The organism is Streptomyces sp. NPDC032721, from assembly GCF_055579625.1.
Genome location: NZ_JBVIMX010000016.1, coordinates 95,011 through 112,727 on the forward strand (window position 1 = coordinate 95,011; position 17,717 = coordinate 112,727).

Annotated in this window: 15 protein-coding genes; 12 read left to right on the forward strand and 3 right to left on the reverse strand. The window is 72.0% G+C overall.

Features of this window, described 5'->3' with window-relative positions:
• Positions 1 to 80: 80 nt before the first annotated feature.
• Together ACZ5PB_RS30105 and ACZ5PB_RS30110 are read right to left on the reverse strand one after the other, a co-directional pair.
• On the reverse strand, positions 81 to 1,472 hold the full coding sequence (locus ACZ5PB_RS30105; RefSeq protein ID WP_468695450.1) for a ParB/RepB/Spo0J family partition protein: 1,392 nt from the start codon (positions 1,470 to 1,472) through the stop codon (positions 81 to 83).
• On the reverse strand, positions 1,469 to 2,701 hold the full coding sequence (locus tag ACZ5PB_RS30110) for a ParA family protein (RefSeq protein ID WP_468695452.1): 1,233 nt from the start codon (positions 2,699 to 2,701) through the stop codon (positions 1,469 to 1,471). Before ACZ5PB_RS30110 ends, ACZ5PB_RS30105 begins: the two co-directional genes overlap by 4 nt.
• Before the next feature lie 710 nt (positions 2,702 to 3,411).
• Here ACZ5PB_RS30110 and ACZ5PB_RS30115 point away from each other — a divergent pair.
• The 6 genes from ACZ5PB_RS30115 (at position 3,412) to ACZ5PB_RS30140 (ending at position 9,617) form a co-directional block, all read left to right on the forward strand.
• Positions 3,412 to 4,533, forward strand: coding sequence for a bifunctional DNA primase/polymerase (locus tag ACZ5PB_RS30115; protein ID WP_468695454.1), 1,122 nt, complete (start codon positions 3,412 to 3,414; stop codon positions 4,531 to 4,533).
• On the forward strand, positions 4,530 to 6,044 hold the full coding sequence (locus tag ACZ5PB_RS30120) for a DNA primase family protein (RefSeq protein WP_468695456.1): 1,515 nt from the start codon (positions 4,530 to 4,532) through the stop codon (positions 6,042 to 6,044). Before ACZ5PB_RS30115 ends, ACZ5PB_RS30120 begins: the two co-directional genes overlap by 4 nt.
• Positions 6,041 to 6,442, forward strand: a complete 402-nt coding sequence (locus ACZ5PB_RS30125) for a DUF6009 family protein (RefSeq protein ID WP_468695457.1) — start codon at positions 6,041 to 6,043, stop codon at positions 6,440 to 6,442. The genes ACZ5PB_RS30120 and ACZ5PB_RS30125 overlap by 4 nt, the downstream gene beginning before the upstream one ends.
• 280 nt (positions 6,443 to 6,722) lie before the next feature.
• Positions 6,723 to 7,544, forward strand: coding sequence for an AfsR/SARP family transcriptional regulator (locus tag ACZ5PB_RS30130; protein ID WP_468695459.1), 822 nt, complete (start codon positions 6,723 to 6,725; stop codon positions 7,542 to 7,544).
• A gap of 58 nt (positions 7,545 to 7,602) precedes the next feature.
• Positions 7,603 to 8,349: a thioesterase II family protein gene (locus ACZ5PB_RS30135; protein ID WP_468695460.1), complete on the forward strand. Its 747-nt coding sequence runs from the start codon at positions 7,603 to 7,605 to the stop codon at positions 8,347 to 8,349.
• Positions 8,346 to 9,617, forward strand: coding sequence for a beta-ketoacyl-[acyl-carrier-protein] synthase family protein (locus tag ACZ5PB_RS30140; protein WP_468695461.1), 1,272 nt, complete (start codon positions 8,346 to 8,348; stop codon positions 9,615 to 9,617). Before ACZ5PB_RS30135 ends, ACZ5PB_RS30140 begins: the two co-directional genes overlap by 4 nt.
• Before the next feature lie 25 nt (positions 9,618 to 9,642).
• On the opposite strand, the gene ACZ5PB_RS30145 is transcribed toward ACZ5PB_RS30140, so the two are convergent.
• Complete coding sequence (locus tag ACZ5PB_RS30145) at positions 9,643 to 10,116, reverse strand: nuclear transport factor 2 family protein (protein WP_468695463.1); 474 nt, start codon at positions 10,114 to 10,116, stop codon at positions 9,643 to 9,645.
• Between the two features lie 177 nt (positions 10,117 to 10,293).
• Here ACZ5PB_RS30145 and ACZ5PB_RS30150 point away from each other — a divergent pair, with 177 nt between their 5' ends.
• The 6 genes from ACZ5PB_RS30150 to ACZ5PB_RS30175 all read left to right on the forward strand — a co-directional run bounded on the left by ACZ5PB_RS30150 (position 10,294) and on the right by ACZ5PB_RS30175 (position 17,695).
• On the forward strand, positions 10,294 to 11,898 hold the full coding sequence (locus ACZ5PB_RS30150) for a class I adenylate-forming enzyme family protein (protein ID WP_468695465.1): 1,605 nt from the start codon (positions 10,294 to 10,296) through the stop codon (positions 11,896 to 11,898).
• 46 nt (positions 11,899 to 11,944) lie between these two features.
• Complete coding sequence (locus ACZ5PB_RS30155; protein ID WP_468695467.1) at positions 11,945 to 13,627, forward strand: FAD-dependent oxidoreductase; 1,683 nt, start codon at positions 11,945 to 11,947, stop codon at positions 13,625 to 13,627.
• Positions 13,624 to 14,625, forward strand: coding sequence for an aromatase/cyclase (locus ACZ5PB_RS30160; protein WP_468695469.1), 1,002 nt, complete (start codon positions 13,624 to 13,626; stop codon positions 14,623 to 14,625). Before ACZ5PB_RS30155 ends, ACZ5PB_RS30160 begins: the two co-directional genes overlap by 4 nt.
• Before the next feature lie 113 nt (positions 14,626 to 14,738).
• Positions 14,739 to 16,043, forward strand: a complete 1,305-nt coding sequence (locus ACZ5PB_RS30165) for a beta-ketoacyl-[acyl-carrier-protein] synthase family protein (protein WP_468695471.1) — start codon at positions 14,739 to 14,741, stop codon at positions 16,041 to 16,043.
• Positions 16,040 to 17,293: a ketosynthase chain-length factor gene (locus ACZ5PB_RS30170; RefSeq protein WP_468695472.1), complete on the forward strand. Its 1,254-nt coding sequence runs from the start codon at positions 16,040 to 16,042 to the stop codon at positions 17,291 to 17,293. The genes ACZ5PB_RS30165 and ACZ5PB_RS30170 overlap by 4 nt, the downstream gene beginning before the upstream one ends.
• A gap of 78 nt (positions 17,294 to 17,371) precedes the next feature.
• The gene (locus tag ACZ5PB_RS30175; protein WP_468695474.1) at positions 17,372 to 17,695 is read left to right on the forward strand and encodes an acyl carrier protein; all 324 of its coding nucleotides are present in this window, start codon (positions 17,372 to 17,374) and stop codon (positions 17,693 to 17,695) included.
• The last annotated feature ends 22 nt before the right edge of the window (positions 17,696 to 17,717 follow it).

Below are 17,717 nucleotides of genomic sequence, written 5' to 3' on the forward strand. Positions count from 1 at the left end.
GGGGTGAAGTGATTACGCCGTAATCACTTCACCCCCCGCCCACGGTCAGGAACCGGCCCGGTCGGCCGTCCGTCACTGCCTCAGACGTTGGCCTCTTCGGCCAGCTTGAGCAGCGTCCGGTAGTTCTCCGGGGTCATCCACCGCTTGGCGATGGCGAGCACGGCCTTCGGGTCCTCCCAGGGCACGGCGTCCACCGGGGCCCGGGAGGGCTTGGAAGTGATTACGGCGTAATCACCTGAGGTGTCCTGGGCGGCAGGCGGCTGCGGAGCCCGGGGGCCGGTCGGCTTCGGGGTCGAAGTGATTACGGCGTAATCACCTGCCGTCTCCGGACCGGGGGAGGGGGCCTGCTTCGAGGCCTGGGTGATTACGCCGTAATCACTTGAAGGGCTCGTGGCCCGGCCCGGCTCGACTCCCCTCCCGGGCTGCGGGGTGATTACGCCGTAATCACCTGACGGGGCCCCAGCCGGGGCCGGGTCGGCTTCCGACTTGGGCGGTGCGGTGATTACGGCGTAATCACCTGACGGGCTCGCGGCAGATCCGGGCTCGACTCCCCTCCCGGGCTGCGGGGTGATTACGGCGTAATCACCTGAGGGGGTCCTGGGCGGAGTCGGCTCGGCTCCCGATGCGGGCTGCGGAGTGATTACGCCGTAATCACTTGAGGGGGTGGTGGCCGGGTCCGGGTCCGGGGTGGGGGTGATTACGGCGTAATCGCTTTGTGGGGTGGCTGTGGGGGAGCGGCGTTCGTCGCGGGCGGCTTCTTCGGCCGCCTTGGCCTGCTTCAGGCGCTCGAACTCGGCTTCCTGCTCCTCGGGCGGCTTGTTGCCCACGGCACGGAGCAGTTCGACCGGTACTTCCTTGCGCTCCAGGCGCTGCTGGAGTTCGGGGGTCAGTCCGAGCAGGGCGATGCGTTGGGCGACCCAGCCCTGGGAGCGGTGCAGCCGTGCAGCCAGTTTGCGCTGGCTGCCGTGGACGGCGAGCAGCGACTGAAGGGCGCGGGCCTCGTCGAGGGGGGCGAGCGCCTGGCGGTGGATGTTGGCGACGAGGGCGGACTCCAGGAGTTCGTCGGGGTCGCTGCCCAGCTCGTCGTCGACCATGACCTTGATGGTCGCGAGACCGGCCTCGCGGGCGGCCGCCAGCCGGCTGTTGCCGTCGATGACGACGTACGCGGTGTCGGGTTCGAGGTTGTCGTGCTGGTCGGGGTTGGCCGCCAGGTAGGAGTCGCGGGCCATGAGGGTGATGGCCTGCTTCTGCCCGTGGTCCTTGAGGCTTCCCGCGAGGGCGGTGAGGTCGCCGAGGGTGGCCCTGGGGTTGGAGGGGTTGAGGCTGATGTTCCGTACGGGAAGGACGACCGGGGGAGGGGCGCCCTCGGTCGGGGCCTTGGTCGCGCTGTTGATGGCGGCCCGACGGGCGCTGACGGGGCGGGCGTTGCCGAAGGAGGCGCTGGTGCCGAGGCGGCTGGCCTTGCTGCTCATGAGATCTCCCGGGCCAGTGCGCGCAGCGCGACCGCCTGCTCGCATTTGGGCGCGTACGCCAGCAGGGGTCGCTTGACCCGTACGGCTTCCTTCTGTTCCTTGAGGTCGCCGATGACGCCGACGACCCGGGGGTCCTTGATGTCGGTCCAGGCCTGGAGCGAGGAGGTGGCGATGAAACCGCGCCTGCTGTCGTACTGGTTGACGACGATGCCCAGGTAGTTGATGTCGAGGGCGAGGTCGTCACGCAGGTCGGCGATCTGGGCGGTGAGCAGGTCGTAGGCGTCGGCGGAGCTGTCCTCGGCCTGGACGACGATGAGGATGCCGGAGTTGCCCGACGGCTCGTCGGGACGCCTGCGGGCGTAGTAGGCGGCGGCGTCCATGCTCAGGCCCAGGCTCGGCGGGCAGTCGACGAGGATGACGTCGTAATCGTCTTCGAGGGGAGCCAGGGCGCGTTCCAGTGCTGCTTCGCGGGCGCGCACGGAGGAGAGCTTGACGTCCAGGAGGAAGGCGTCGGTGCAGGCGGGCAGGAGGTGCAGCCGATCGCCGAAGCGCTCGTCCTCTATGGCGACAACCAGGTCCTTGATGGGGGTCGTGGCTTCGCCGGACATGTGCTTGGTCAGGCTCTCGCCGGTCATCGGGAGGGTGTCCTGGCCGAGCTGCTTGGTGAGGTGGCCCTGGGGGTCGAAGTCGACGAGCAGGACGCGCAGTCCGGGGCCCGGGACGAGTTCGGAGTCGAGGGTCGTGTCGCCCTCGGTCAGGGCGGCGAAGTGGCGGGAGACCCGGACCGGGTAGAGCGATTGGGCGTCCTCGGCGAGGGCTTCGCCCGTGCCTGCGGTGATGGCCGTCTTGCCCACCCCGCCTTTCTGATTGCAAACGATGAGTCGCTTGGTGAAGGCAGGCCGCTGGACGGTCGGAGCGGGGTTCTTCTCCAGCCACAACTGGACGGACTGGGCCAGTCCTTGAACCAGTGAGACTCCGCGTGCTTTGCAGTCGGTACGGAATTCTTCCCAGAGTCCCGCCGGCAGCAGGGTGGCGAAGGACTCGGCGCCCGAGGTGTCGACGGGGGAGAGGTTCGCGCCCAGGTTCCGCCAGTCGGCGGTGCCCTGTGCGACGGCTTCCTGGATGTCGACGCCCAGTTGGGCAGTACGGATCTTGAGTTCCTGACGGAGCCAGGACGGAAGCTTCGAGACGACCTTGTCGCGGTCACCTGGTGCGTGAGGAGATGCCATGGCGTCACATTACTAACTCTCAGCCTCACATGACGCATAGACACGTTAGTTTTCCATCTTGCTCGGCGATTTGGCCGAAAGGAAGGAAGACGGCCCGGTCGCGGAGGGGGCGGGTGGCTCGCGGGGGAGGGCGGGAGCGGGTGGTTCGGGGGGCGGGTCGCTTCGGTCGCTCAAGTCGCTGTGGAGCCCGGCCGACGGTGGAACTTGAGTCGCTCTGGATCGCTCGGTCGCTGCTCGGTCGCTGGGCTCTCGGGGGCAGCGACTGAAGGAAAGCGACCCAGAGGGGCTTCAGTAGCTCCCTCGGTAGCTGGTAAAAGCGCAGGTCAGGAGGGGTGGGTGCAGGTATTAGCGACTGAAGCGACCGTGAGTCCGGGTATATGAAGACATTCGCGTGTGCGTGTGTGCGTCATATATAGAGAGCTTGAGTCGCTTCAGTCGCTGTTAGGGTCTCTTCATGGCCTCTGACCTGCGGTTTTTTCACAGCGACTGAACAGCTACCGAAGGACGTCCAGTCGCTCCGCCCGAACGCTTCGGTCGCTGGGTCGTCGTAAACCCCCGGAGGGGGAGGGGAGAGGCTCCGAAAAGGTCGAAAAAGGGCGGTGTCCTGCCATCGACACACCCGGAATGGGAACAAGTACCCCCCATGCCACTACGGTTTCGCTAGTCTATGTCTGTCGTTGAGTCGCTTCGGTCGCTGATAGGGGATGTACATGGCGCCTGACCTGCGGTTTTCCCGCAGCGACTCAGACGGGGCGGGTCCCGTGCGCCCGGGTTCGGGTCGTTCGAACCAGTCGGCGGCAACCGCCAGGTGGTGTGCGGACCGGGGCTGGCCCGTCCATCCGCTGGCACCGGGACGCAAGACGCCCGCGGGCAATTGTGAGTCGTGCCGTACACCGGGACACAATCACCAGGGCTGCGCCTGTCTGTCCGCGGGTCGCTGGTGCCACGGATTCCACGCCGCCACGCTGGACCCGGCCAGGATCGAGCAGTGGTGGGGGAGCACACCGGGCCTCGGTACGGGTGTGGCGTGCGGGCCCGCCGGGCTCGTCATCATCGACATCGACGCGCACCCGCAGCAGATCCCGGGCCGGGACCGCCTGCTGCCCGGGATCAGCATCTCCGCCGACATCGACCTGGCCGGGCTCGCCAACGGCTTCCACACGCTCGCCGTGCTGGCCGCCCTGCGCGGCACCACCAGCCCGGCGGACGACACGACAACCCTGCGGGTACGAACCCCCTCGGGCGGGCTGCACGTCTGGTACCGGGCCCAGCGCACCCACCACTGGCGCTGCTCCACCGGGTCGGGCCCGGGCCGCGCCCTCGCCTGGCAGGTCGACGTACGCGCGCACGGCGGTTACATCGTCGCGCCGGGCACCACGACGAAGGCGGGCCGCTACACCCCCGTCGACGCCGTACGGGAACCGGCGCTGCTGCCCGACTGGCTGGCCCGCGAGCTGGAGCGGACCGGACACCTGGCGTCCGCCCACGTGCCCGCTCCGCGCCCGGTACCGCCCCGGGCGAGGCAGGCGGTCATCGCGGCCGGGGGAGGCCGTCAGAGCCCCGTCAGAGCCCTTTCCAGGGTGCTCGCGGAAGTGGCGGGCTGTGCCGCCGCTCCGCAAGGGGCGGCATTTTCGGAGAAGCTCAACAGGGCTGCCTATACAGCTGGGGGACTGGTGGCTGCGGGACACCTGAAGGAAAACGAGGCCGAGGACATCCTGAGAGAGGTGGCCGAACGGGCCCGACCGGGGCAGGAGCGCCGCTACGCGCCGATCATCCGCAGCGGCCTGAGCGCCGGCGCGCTGCGCCCCCTGTCGCTGGGGGACCGCAGGTGACGGGCAACAACGAAGGCACCCTGTTCAACGAGGGCACCCTCTTCGACGCCCAGGCCGTGGCCGCCCAGATCCTCGCGCAGGCCACCCCCGAGGTGCCCGCCCAGGTGGTGGGCGGCAACACCCCGGCGACCGCGCAGGGGCTGCTCCCCGACACCCTCACCGACCGGGGCAACGCCAAGCTGTTCGTCCGGCTGTACGCCAACGACTACCGGCACATCCCCGGGCTCGGCTGGTACCGCTGGGACAGCTCCCGCTGGCAGATCGACGAGGACGACACGGTGATATGGGCGGCGGGGGACCTCGCCGAATCCATCGCGCTCAGCGACCCGCGCGGCGTCTACACGAGCCAGTCGCTGCAGCAGCACCGCCGCCGTGCCCTGAGCACCAGCGGCATGAACGCGATGCTGACACAGGCGAGGTCGGCCCCCGGCATGGTCCTCAACGCCGCACTGCTGGACGCGGACCCGTACGCCCTCTGCACACCGGCGGGCATCGTCGACCTGCGCACCGGGACGACCCGCACCCCCGACCCCAACAAGGACTTCCACTCCCGCTCCACCTCACTCGCGCCGCGCCCGATGGCGACCCCGCGCTGGAACCGGTTCCTCACCGACACCTTCGGCGACGGCGCCGAGGGCGAGGAGATGATCGACTTCCTGCACCTGCTGCTCGGGTACTCGGTGACCGGTGACGTCGGCGGCCAGGTCATGCCGTTCCTCTTCGGGTCCGGCAAGAACGGCAAGTCCGTACTCCTGGACGTCCTGATGAAGCTGCTCGGCGACTACGCCGACGCGGCTCCGCCCGGCTTCCTCATGTCCCGGCCGTACGAGGGCCACCCGACCGACCTGGCCGAACTGCACGGCCGCCGGGTCATCGTGTGCAGCGAGGTCAAGCCGGGCGACAAGTTCGACGAGGCCAGGGTCAAGCTGCTCACCGGCGGCGACCGCATCAAGGCCCGCCGGATGCGCCAGGACTTCTTCAGCTTCGAGCCCACCCACAAGCTCTGGCTGCTGGGCAACCACCGCCCCGAGGTCGGCACCGGCGGCTTCGCCTTCTGGCGGCGCATGCGGATGATCCCCTTCGAGCGCGTGGTCTCCGACGACCGGAAGATCGACAACCTGGCCGACGTCCTGGTCACCGAGGAGGGCTCCGGCATCCTCAACTGGCTGATCGACGGCGCCCGCCGCTACCTGCGCGGCGAGAAGGACCTGACAGGCCCGGAGCGGGTGCGCATCGCCACCACGGCGTACGCGGAGACCGAGGACCACACCGGACGCTTCCTCGGCGAGGCCTGCGCACTGGACCCCGATCTGAGGGCGGAACAGGCACAGCTGTACGCCGCCTATCGGACATGGTGTCAAAATGAAGGGGCACCGGCCATTTCCTCGCGAGCATTCGCGGTGAGGGTCCGCGAAACGGTGGGTCTGGCCTCTCCCAAGCAGATGATCCTGTCGAACCAGCGGAAGTACTACCCGGGCATCGGACTGCTCGCCGACGAGGAGACAGCATGAGCGCCCTCATCGCAGAGGACGAGATCCTCCACGAAATCGACCTCGTCTGGCTGGAGGACGTCAGCGACCTCGACTACGTACGGCAGAGCCTCGACCGGCTGCCGACCCGGCGCGGCAAGCCGGCGTACCACCGGGACGGCCGCATGGTCGGCTACGCGGTGCTCGGCCCCGGCGCCAAGTCCTCCCGCTCCTCGGGCACCTTCCGCCGCCGCGTCTTCTGGCTGCTGCCGCACGACCGCGACACCGCCCCCACCGGCCTGTACTCCAGCGGGGCGCCCGCCGAGGCCGTCGACCCGCGCACCCTGGCGCCGGGCACCAAGGGCCGCAAGACCGAGCGCTCCGAGGGCGGACCGCCGTCGTCCGCCATGCAGGAACTGGGCATAACCCTCCCGCTCTGAGCGGAGTGGCGGACCGGGTCATCACCGGCCGGGTGATTACGGCGTAATCACCCGGCGAGCGGTCCGAGGTGAGTCCGAGTGATTACGCCGTAATCACCCAGCCGGAATTTCCCCCTCCTTCCCCGCCCCCACCAGCGTCGAACTTCCTTTCGTGGAGCGGTACATGGAAGCGACTCGATGCTCGCTGGAGCTTCCTGCCCGAATCGACCGAGCCCCGCTACCTTTCACGGGTCGACGGCCGGAAATCGACGGGAACTGGGCTATCGCGACGGAGGGGACCGTGGAGATTCAAGTTCTGGGTCCGTTGAGTGCAGAGGTCAACGGGGGATCCATCGTTCCGACGGCCAGAAAGCCGCGCCAGATCCTGGCGCTGCTCGCGCTCTACCCTGGCCGGGTCATACCGGTCCCGACCCTCATGGAGGAGATCTGGGGGACGGAGCTGCCGCACAGCGCGCTGACCACCCTCCAGACGTACATCCTCCATCTGCGCCGACGGCTCGGTACGGCCATGGGGCCCGGCGCCCCCGGCGCCGCCAAGGAAGTGCTCGCGACCCGGCACGGCGGATACCTGATGCAGATACCGCCGGACTCCGTCGACGTCCACGCCTACGAACAGCTCGTGACGGGCGGCCAGGCCGCCTTCGACGAGGGCGACGACGACAACGCCGCCACCCTGCTGCGCCGCGCGCTCGCCCTGTGGCAGGGCCCCGCGCTGGTCGACGTACGGGTGGGACCCATCCTGGAGATCGAGGTCATGCGCCTGGAGGAGAGCAGGCTCGGGACCGTCGAGCGGCGCATCGACGCCGACCTCCGGCTCGGCAGGCACAGCGAACTCCTCGCCGAACTCACCGAGCTGATCGCCCGCCACCCCCAGCACGAGGGACTGCACTCCCAGGCCATGGTGGCGCTCTACCGGGCGGGCCGTCAGGCCACCGCCCTCGACGTCTACCGCAGGCTGCGCGCCCGCCTCATCGAGGACCTCGGCGTCGAGCCCTCCCGGCAGGTCCAGCGGCTGCACCAGGCGATGCTCGCGGTCGATCCCGCCCTCGACGTGAGCGCCGGGCCGCGTCGCGGCTCGACCTTCAACCTGTACGCGGCATAGTCGGTGGCCGCTGCGGTCGGCAGCGGGACACGAAGCAGCGGGACACGAAGGGGCAGGGATGAGCGTGCGGGTGCTGTGCTTCGCACATGCGGGGGCCGGTGTCTCGGCCTTCCGGCGCTGGCCGAGGCTGCTGGGCGGCCCGGACCCGCAGATCGTGCCCGTGACACTGCCCGGCCGGGACGGGAGGCGAAGTGAAACGCGTGTCACCAGCCAGGACCAGCTCCTCGCGGACGTCCGCCGGACGGTGGACCCGCTCGCGCGCGGCGGGGAACCGTATCTGCTCTACGGGCACAGCCTGGGCGGCCTCATCGGCTGCGCTGTTGTTCGCGATCTGCGGCAGCGGGGGCTTCCCCTTCCTGCGCTCCTGACCGTCGGGGCACTGCCGCCGCCGGACGCCCCGACCCCCTCCGGGCACTGGGCGGAGCTGCCCGACGCCGAACTCCTGCGGGTACTGGACGCCTTCGGGGCGGTGCCGCCCGGTACGGAGCCCGGCGATCTGTGGCACCGGGCCGTACTGCCCGTACTGCGCGACGACTTCAGGCTGGCAGAGGCACTGCGTGCCGCCGCGACGGACGAGCCCCTTCCCGTGCCGGTCCTCGCGGTCGCCGGGCGGGACGATCCGCTGGTGCCGCCGCAGGAGACGGCCGGCTGGGCGCGCTGGACCACCGGACCCTTCGCCCGGCGGACCGTCCCCGGCGGGCACTTCTTCGTACGGGACGCGGCCCTGCCCCGGCTGATCGGGCGGGCGGCACGCGTCGTGGCGCGCACGGCGGCGCCAGGGACAGTCGTGGCGGCGGGCCGGTGAGGCGGGCCGTCGTCACAGGGCTGGGCGTGGTGGCGCCCGGCGGGACCGGGGTGGCCGGCTTCTGGGAGCTGCTCACCTCCGGGCGGACCGCCACCCGGGCGCTGACCCGCTTCGACGCCTCGGAGTTCCGGTCGAAGGTGGCGGCCGAGGCGGATTTCGACGAACTGGCCCGGGGGCTCAGCCTGGAGGAGGCGCTCTGCCTGGACCGGGCGACCCAGTTCGCGGTGGCGGCCTCCCGCGAGGCGATGGCCGACAGCGGGCTGGCGGACGGTCTGACCTCGGGCGCCCTCGACCCCGGGCGGTGCGCGCTCGCGCTGGGCAGCGCGCTCGGCTGCGCGAGCGCCCTGGACCGGGAGTACGCGGCGGGCGGGGAGTACGCGGCCGGTGGCGGGCGGGCCATGGCCGCACAGGGTGCCCCGGAGCGGCTCTACGACTACCTCGCCCCGTCCTCGATGGCTGCCGAGGCGGCCCGCGCGGTCGGCGCACGGGGCCCCGTCCAGCTCCTGTCGACCGGCTGCACCTCCGGGCTGGACGCCATCGGGCACGCCGCCGACCTGGTCCGCGAGGGCACCGCCGATGTGGTCGTCACCGGCGGCTGCGAGGCGCCCATCACCCCCGTCGTGCTGGCCGGGTTCGACGCCGTGCGCCTCGCCTCGTACCACTGCAACGAGGCACCGGCGGGGGCCGCCCGGCCCTTCGACCGCAACCGGGACGGCTTCGTACTGGGGGAGGGCGCGGCCGTCCTGGTCGTCGAGGAACTCGCGCACGCGCGGCGGCGCGGGGCCCATGTGTACGCCGAGATCGCCGGGTACGGGGCGCGCAGCAGCGCCTACCACATGACCGCGCTGCGGCCCGACGGCGCCGAACTCGCCGAAGCCGTACGGACCGCGCTCGACGAGGCCCGCATCGACCCCGGCGACGTCGACCACGTCGCCGCCCACGGCGCGGGCACCCGGCGCGGCGACGTCCACGAGACGACCGCCCTCAAACGCGCCCTGGGCAGCCATGCGCACCGCGTGCCGATCAGCGCGGTGGCCTCCATGCTCGGCTACTCGCTGGGCGCGCTCGGTGCCTTCGGGGCCGCCGCCTGCCTGCTCGCCGTCGAGCACGGTGTCGTGCCGCCGACCGCGAACCTGCACGAGCCCGACCCGGCCTGCGACCTCGACTACACCCCGCTCACCGCCCGCGAGCAGCGCACGGCGACCGCCCTCGCGGTGGGCAGCGGCTTCGGCGGGACGCAGAGCGCGCTGGTGCTGAGCCGGGTGTAGCGCCTTCCGCCAGGTCTACGCAGATCTACGCCAGGTCGTCGCGGGTGACCAGGCGGTGGGACGTGCGCAGGCTGCCCCGGCGGCGTACGAGCGTGTCCTCCATGACGCACACCCGGTGCACCTTCGGACTGCCGCCGTGCGTGGTCACGTACACCAGCGCATAGGCGCGCGTCCGCAGCGAGCCGTCCGGGTGCGGGGTCACGTCGATCATGCCGAGCCAGTGCCGCATCCGCTCGCCGCTGCGCCGGGCGGTCTCCTCGTTGCGCCGTACGGAAGCGGCCAGTTCGGCCCGGCCGCGCAGGGGCCGCTCCAGCGTCGGTACGTCGAAGATGGCGTCCTCCGTGAAGGTGCCCGCCCACGGCTCGGCGCGGAACGAGTCGAAGAGCTGCATCTGGTGCGAGTAGAACTGCTGGACCTCGGCGTACAGGGTCCCGAACTCTGGTTCCTGTTGCGCTAGTTGGGCTGCCGGTGCCGCTACTGCGGCGATGAGGGGTGTCATGCCGGTGGGCTCCCTTCTCCAGTTCTCCCGGACAGGGTCCGGGTGGGTGCTCCTCAGCATCTACACGGCGCATCGAGCGCTCTTCGAAGATTCCTCAAGCGGGTCGGCCGAGGGTGGGGCTCGGATCCCCCAATTCTCATGCGGGTCCGATGTGCGTCCGGCGAGGAGGAGTCCGTCGTGCCGAGCTTCAGCTATCCCGAGATCCCGCTGGACGGACTGCTGCGGCGGGCCGCCGAGCGCGATCCGGGCGGGGTCGCGTTGCAGACCGATGGCTCCCCGGTCGGTGGCTCAGCGACCGGGGGTTCCGCGACGACCTTCGCGGAACTGGACGCCCTCGCCGACCGGTTCGCCGCCTGTACGGCATGGCTGGCCGGGGGCTCGCGGGGGGCCAGGATCGGGGTGGCCAACACCCTCGGCAGGGAGTTCGCCGCCGCCTACTACGGCGTGGTGCGCAGCGGCAACACGGCCGTACTGGTCAACCCGCTGATCAGGGAAGCCGGTCTCGCGCACGTCTTCGCCACCGCCGAGATCGAGATCGCCTTCGTCCCGGCCGCCACCGCCGAACTGCTCACCGGGCTCCGCGACCGGCTGCCCGCGCTGCGCGCCGTGGTGGTGACCGACGCGGCCGGGGGAGCGGTGCCCGGGGACGGGGTGCCGCTCGCGGTGGCGCTCGGCGGGCCCTGCGAGGCGGTGGAGTTCGCGCCGGTGGACCCCGGGGCGGACGCCTGCGTGCAGTTCACCACGGGCACGACCGGGGCACCCCGCGCGGTCCGGCTCACCCACCGCAACCTCGTGGCGAACGCGGCACAGGCCGCCGCCGCCCACCACCTCGACGCCGACTCCGTCACCCTCAACCACCTCCCCCTCTTCCACACCATGCACCTCAACTCGGCCCTCTTCGCGGGCGCCCGCCAGGTGCTGTGCACGGACCCCGACCCGCTGGTGTCCCTCGCCGTGGCCGCCCGCACCCGCGCCACGCACTACTACGGGCTGCCCGCGCGGCTGCACCGGATGAACGCCCAACTGGCCGACGGCAAGCGGGAGGTGGCGGCGCTGCCCGCGCTTACCGCCGTCCTCTCCGGCGGCACCGCGCTCGCCCCCGCCGTCGCCGACGCGCTCGGCGCGCGACTCGGCGTACCCGTCATCCAGGGGTACGGAATGGCGGAGCTCGCCCCGCTCACGCACTGCCAGAGCCCCGGGAGCCCGCACGCCGGGACCGTCGGCCGCCCCCTCCCCGGTACCGAGTGCCGCATCGTGCACCTGGAGTCCCGGCAGCCGCTGGGCGCGGGGGACACCGGCGAAGTGCAGGTGCGCGGGCCGCAGCTGATGGCGGGGTACCTGGGCGGCGGCGACCCGGCGGGACCCGAAGGGTGGTTCTCCACGGGGGACATCGGCCGCATCGCCGCCGACGGCGAACTGACCCTGATCGACCGGCTCGGCGACGTCTTCAAGTACGACAACGAACTCGTCTCGCCCACCGCCGTCGAGCACGTCCTCGCGCAGGACCCCCGGGTCGCCGACTGCGTGGTCGCCGACTGGCCGCACCCCCGCCACGGTGCCGTGACCTGGGCCGGGATCGTGCTCCGCGACCCCACATCGGCCGATCTGCTCGACACCCTCGACTCCATCGCGGACGGGGCCAACGCCCGTCTCGCCGCCTTCGAGCAGATCCGCCGCATCGAGGTGGTCGACTCCGTGCCCCGTACCCCCGTCGGCAAGCCCGAGCGGCGCGGGCTGCGCCGCAGCCTGCGGGACCGCGCGGCCGTCGAAGCCGCGGCCTGACACCCACCGACACCTGACGCCCGCCCCCGGCAACGAGGAGACCGCCATGGCCACCTTCCCCGACCACGACAACCCCGTCCTCGTCGTCGGCGCCGGACCCGTCGGCCTGACCGCCGCGCACGAACTGGCCCGCAGGGGAGTGCCCGTCCGGCTCGTCGACGCCGCGCCGGGGCCCGCCCGCACCAGCCGCGCCGTGGCCGTGCACCCGCGCACCCTGGAGACCTTCGACCAGATGGGCGTGGTCGAGCCGGTGCTCACCAGTGGGCGGCACAACAAGGCGTTCACGATGTACGCGGCCGGGCGCCGACTGGTGCGGCTCCAGGCCGACTACGCCGCGATGCCCACCCGCTTCCCGTACACCGTGATCATCGAGCAGACCCGTACCGAGGAGCTGCTGCGCGAGGCGTGCGCGGAGCTCGGGGTGCGGGTCGAGTGGGGGGTGCGGCTCACCGGGCTGGTGCAGGACGAGAGCGGGGTACGGGTCCAACTCGCGCACGCCGACGGTGAGTCGGAGGAGTACCTGACCCCTTGGCTGGTCGGGTGCGACGGCGGGCACAGCACCGTACGCAAGCAGCTCGGTCTCCCGTTGCTCGGCGAGTCCAGCGAGACCTGGCAGCTGGCGGACGCACCCGTGGCCATGGACCTGCCGCCCGACACCATCTACTGGGCGCACGCCGACGGGCACGCTGTGATGGCGGTGCCGTACCAGCGGGAGGGGTACTGGCGGCTGCTCGACACCGCGCCGGGGCCCGAGGCCGCCGCCGAGACGCCGACCGAGGCCGCCGCCCGGTTCTCCGCCAAGCTCAGCGCCGGACTCGGCCGCGAGGTGCGGGTCGGCGAACCGTCGTGGACGTCCGTCTTCACCTTCCAGCAGCGCATGGTGCCGACCATGGGCGAGGGCCGCGTCTTCGTCGCGGGCGACGCCGCGCACGTGCACAGCCCCGCCTCCGGGCAGGGCATGAACACCGGGATCCAGGAGGCCTACAACCTCGCCTGGAAGCTGGCCATGGTCGCGCGCGGCCAGGCCGGGCGGGCGCTGCTCGACACGTACAGCCAGGAGCGGGTGCCGATCGGGCGGGCGCTGCTCGGCTCGACGAGCAGGGCGACCTTCCTGGTGCAGTTCAAGAACACCCTGGCCCCGGTGATGCTGCCGGTCGTCTTCGCCGTCGTACGGAGGGTTCCGGCGCTCCGCAGGAAGATCCAGCGCAAGGTGCTCGGCGGCATGTCCGGGCTGCTGCGGCACTACGGCGAATCACCGCTGACCACACCGGGCGACGGCGGTCCGCGCCCGGCCCCCGGATCGCGTGCGGCGGCAGTCGCCGCGAGCATCCCCGAGGGTCCGGCGGCCGAGGCGCTGCGGGCCGAACTGCGGGACGTGCGGTGGAGTCTGCTGTATGCGGCCGACGGGGGCGGGGCGAGGCGGGAGGTGGCGGCCGGGACGGGGGAGTGGTTGTCGGTACGGGCGGTCGGGGGCGGCGGGGACGCGGCGCTGCCCGATCCGGACGGGCGGCTTCGTGACGCTCTCGGGCTGGCCGGCGGCGGCTGGGTGCTGATCCGGCCGGACGGCTATCTGGCGGCGGGGGGCGCGGAGTTGACCGCGCGGCAGCTGGCCGGGGCCCTGTCCGTGCTCGGCCCTGACGTGCTGCCCCTCCAGTACTCCTCCAGTGCCTCTCCAGCGGTTCCGGAGACGGTCGAGGGCACCACCCGAGTCCTGGAGGGATCGCGATGACGACAATGGCCGCCCCGGCGACGGGTACAGGGACGGGTACGGCGGCTGACGGGCGCGTCCACCGCACCGTCCACGCCACGGACGTCGCCGCCCCCGCCGGCGCGGTCTACGGGCTGATCGCGGACGCCACCAAGTGGCCGCTGTTCTTCGGCCCGAACGTGCACGTCGAGCGGCTCGCCTTCGACGGGACCGACGAGCACCTGGCGATGTGGGCGACCGCCAACGGCCGGGTTTCGCACTGGACCTCGCGCCGCCGCCTCGACGCGGACGCGCGCCGGGTCGCGTTCCGCCAGGAGGTGCCCGCGCCGCCGCTCGCCGCGATGTCCGGCGCCTGGATCGTGGAGCCGCAGGGTGCCGAGCGCTCCCGGCTGACGCTGCTGCACGACTTCTCGGTGCCCGGCGACCGGGCCGAGGACGTGGCCTGGGTGGAGCGGGCCACCGACACCAACAGCCGTGCGGAGCTCGCCAACATCGCCAGGCTCGGCGAGCGCTGGGCGCGGCTGGACGAACTCGTGCTGTCCTTCGAGGACACCGTGCACGTGGCCGCGCCGCCGGAGCCCGTGTACGCCTTCCTCCAGCAGGTCGCCGACTGGCAGCGGCTGCTGCCGCACGTCTCGCGCCTGGAGGTGAGCGAGGAGGGCCCGGTGCAGGTGATGGCGATGGACACGCTGACCGCCGACGGCGCCTCGCACACCACCGAGTCCGTACGCGTCTGCTTCCCCGAATCCGGTCGCATCGTCTACAAGCAGACGCGCACCCCGGCCCTGATGGACGCCCACACGGGCTGCTGGACGGTGACGGAGGCGGCCAGGGAGGGGAGCGGGACCACGGTCACCTCGCAGCACAGCGTCGTCCTGCGCGCGGAGAACATCGCCTCGGTCCTCGGCCCCGACGCCACCGTCAGGTCCGCCCGCGAGTACGTCCGCCAGGCCCTCGGCCGCAACAGCACCGCCACCATGAACCACGCCAAGCGGCACGCGGAGGGCCTGACGGACTGACGTGGACGAGGAACCGGGAGCCCCGGCGGCAGAAAGCGGCTCCAGTCGCGCTCCACCACCGTCGGAGACGCTCGACGGAGGTCCCATGACACCAATCCGCTGGGGGCAGCACGATGAGACGCGTGGTCATCACGGGCATCGGGGTCGTCGCCCCCGGCAGGCCCGGCACCAAGGAGTTCTGGTCGCTGCTGACGTCCGGGCGTACGGCGACCCGCACCATCACCCTCCTCGACCCCGCGCCGTACCGCTCGCAGATCGCCGCCGAGGCGGACTTCGACCCGCTGGAGCAGGGGCTGAGCCACGAGCAGGCCCAACTCCTCGACAGGGCTGCCCAGTTCGCGGTGGTCAGCGCGCGCGAGGCGCTCGCCGACAGCGGCCTCACCACGGGCCTCGCCTCCGGCCAGGACGATCCGGCCCGGTACGGGGTGACCCTGGGCAGCGCCCTCGGTTGCACCACCTCCCTCGACCACGGCTACGACCGCGTCAGCGAGCGCGGGCAGCGGTGGCTCGTCGACCACGGCCGGGCCCCGGAACGGCTCTACGACTACTTCGTGCCCTCGTCGATGGCGGCCGAGGTGGCACGTACCGCAGGAGCGCGAGGACCCGTGTCGCTGGTGTCCACCGGCTGCACCTCCGGCCTGGACGCGATCGGGCACGCCGTCGAACTCGTCCGCGAGGGCAGCGCCGACGTCATGATGACCGGTGCCGCCGAGGCCCCGATCTCGCCGATCAGCCTGGCCTGCTTCGACGTCATACGGGCCACCAGCCCGCGCAACGACTCGCCCGCCACCGCCTCCCGGCCCTTCGACCGCACCCGCAACGGGTTCGTGCTCGGCGAGGGCGCGGCCGTCCTGGTCGTCGAGGAGCTGGCGCACGCGCGGCGGCGCGGGGCCCATGTGTACGCCGAGATCGCCGGGTTCGCCTCGCGCAGCAACGCGTACCACATGACCGGTCTGCGCAACGACGGCGCGGAGATGGCCGAGGCCATCACCAGCGCCCTGGACGAGGCCAGGCTCGACCCCTCCTCGGTGGACTACGTCAACGCGCACGGCTCCGGTACGAAGCAGAACGACAAGCACGAGACCGAGGCGTTCAAGCGGAGCCTGGGGCAGCGGGCGTACGAGGTGCCGGTGAGCTCCATCAAGTCGATGATCGGGCACTCGCTCGGCGCGGTCGGCGCCCTGGAGGTGGCCGCCTGCGCGCTGGCCGTCGAGCACGGGGTGGTGCCGCCGACGGCGAACCTGCACGAGCCGGACCCGGCCTGCGACCTCGACTACACCCCGCTCACCGCGCGCGAGCAGCGGACGGACACCGTGCTGACGGTGGGCAGCGGGTTTGGCGGCTTCCAGAGCGCGATGGTCCTCACCCGTCCGAGCCGTCCGACCCGCCCGGCCCGTCCGATGGGAGCAGCCGCGTGAGCATCGACACGAGCAGCACGCCCGCGAGCGCCGTCGCGGCGCCACCGACCACCGCCGTCTTCACGGGAATCGGGGTGGCCGCTCCCGGCGGTCTCGGCGCCGACGCCTGGTGGGCTTCCGTGCTGCGCGGTGAGAGCGGCATCGGGCCCGTCACCCGCTTCGACGCCTCGCCCTACCCGGTCAGGATCGCCGGGGAGGTGCCAGGATTCGTCGACGAGGACCACGTCTCCAGCCGCCTCCTCCCGCAGACCGACCGGGTCACCCGGCTGTCCCTGGCCGCCGCCCAGGAGGCCCTGGACGACGCCGAGGCGGACCTCGCGGCGATGGACCCGTACGCGGCGGGCGTCGTCACCGCGAACTCGGCGGGCGGCTTCGAGTTCGGCCAGCGCGAGCTCCAGGCGCTGTGGAGCCAGGGGCCGCAGCACGTCAGCGCGTACCAGTCCTTCGCCTGGTTCTACGCCGTCAACAGCGGCCAGATCTCCATCAAGCACGGCCTGCGCGGGGCTTCCGGCGTGGTCGTCTCCGAGCAGGCGGGCGGCCTCGACGCCGTCGCGCACGCCCGCCGCCAGATCCGCAAGGGCGCCCGGCTCGTGGTGACCGGAGGCCTCGACTCCGCCCTGTGCCCCTGGGGCTGGGCAGCGCACCTCGCCGGTGGCGGAATGAGCACCTGCGAGGACCCCGCACGCGCCTACCGGCCCTTCGCCGAGGACGCCTGCGGCCATGTGGTGGGGGAGGGCGGCGCGCTGCTCGTCCTGGAGGACGCGGCGAGCGCGGCCGAGCGGGGCGCCCGGGTGTACGGGAGCCTGGCCGGCCACTCGGCCACCTTCGACGCGTCCCCCGATCGCTCCGGTCTCGCCGACGCGGCGGCACTCGCGCTCGCGGACGCGGGCCTCGTACCGGCCGACGTCGATCTCGTACTGGCGGACGGGGCGGGCAGCCGCGCGGCCGACCGTACGGAGGCCGAGGCCATCGCCGCCCTCTTCGGGCCATACGGGGTGCCCGTCACGGCGCCCAAGAGCATGGCCGGACGGCTGGCGGCCGGTGGTGCGGCCCTGGACCTGGCGGGGGCCCTGCTCGCCCTGCGCGACCAGGTGATCCCGCCGACCACCGGTACCGAACGCACTGCCGCCGACTGCCCGGTGGACCTGGTCACGGGCACCCCGCGCACGGGCGTGCCGCTGCGGACGGTGCTGGTGCTGGCGCGGGGGAGGGGCGGGTTCAACTCGGCGGCGGTCGTGCGGGGGCCGTGAGACCCCCTAAAACGCAACAAGACTGAACAACACGTAACACAACGTACTACGCACGACGACGACACGGAGGTACCGCCCATGGAACAGGAGCCGATGCAACTGGCCGACCTGGTACGGCTGTTGCGCGAGTGCGCCGGTCAGGAGGAGGGGGTCGACCTCGACGGGGACATCCTCGACACCGAGTTCGGCGACCTCGGCTACGACTCGCTGGCCATGCTGGAGACGACCGGCCGGGTCGAGCGCGACTACAAGCTGGTGCTGGACGAGGAGGAGCTCGACGAGGCGTACACGCCGCGCCGCTACCTCGGCATGGTCAACCAGGCGCTGACGGCGGCCGGTTCGGCAGCCGGTTCGGCTGCCGATTCGGGAGCTGCCTCAGAAGCCCGTACCGCCGCCCTCTAGTGCACCTCCACCCCCTCTCCGG

Excerpts from the sequence above, each read along its gene's own strand:
- ACZ5PB_RS30105 (WP_468695450.1), bottom strand. The coding sequence starts at position 1,472 with ATGAGCAGCAAGGCCAGCCGCCTCGGCACCAGCGCCTCCTTCGGCAAC.
- ACZ5PB_RS30110 (WP_468695452.1), bottom strand. The coding sequence starts at position 2,701 with ATGGCATCTCCTCACGCACCAGGTGACCGCGACAAGGTCGTCTCGAAG.
- ACZ5PB_RS30115 (WP_468695454.1), top strand. The coding sequence starts at position 3,412 with ATGGCGCCTGACCTGCGGTTTTCCCGCAGCGACTCAGACGGGGCGGGT.
- ACZ5PB_RS30125 (WP_468695457.1), top strand. The coding sequence starts at position 6,041 with ATGAGCGCCCTCATCGCAGAGGACGAGATCCTCCACGAAATCGACCTC.
- ACZ5PB_RS30135 (WP_468695460.1), top strand. The coding sequence starts at position 7,603 with ATGAGCGTGCGGGTGCTGTGCTTCGCACATGCGGGGGCCGGTGTCTCG.
- ACZ5PB_RS30145 (WP_468695463.1), bottom strand. The coding sequence starts at position 10,116 with ATGACACCCCTCATCGCCGCAGTAGCGGCACCGGCAGCCCAACTAGCG.
- ACZ5PB_RS30155 (WP_468695467.1), top strand. The coding sequence starts at position 11,945 with ATGGCCACCTTCCCCGACCACGACAACCCCGTCCTCGTCGTCGGCGCC.
- ACZ5PB_RS30160 (WP_468695469.1), top strand. The coding sequence starts at position 13,624 with ATGACGACAATGGCCGCCCCGGCGACGGGTACAGGGACGGGTACGGCG.
- ACZ5PB_RS30165 (WP_468695471.1), top strand. The coding sequence starts at position 14,739 with ATGAGACGCGTGGTCATCACGGGCATCGGGGTCGTCGCCCCCGGCAGG.
- ACZ5PB_RS30175 (WP_468695474.1), top strand. The coding sequence starts at position 17,372 with ATGGAACAGGAGCCGATGCAACTGGCCGACCTGGTACGGCTGTTGCGC.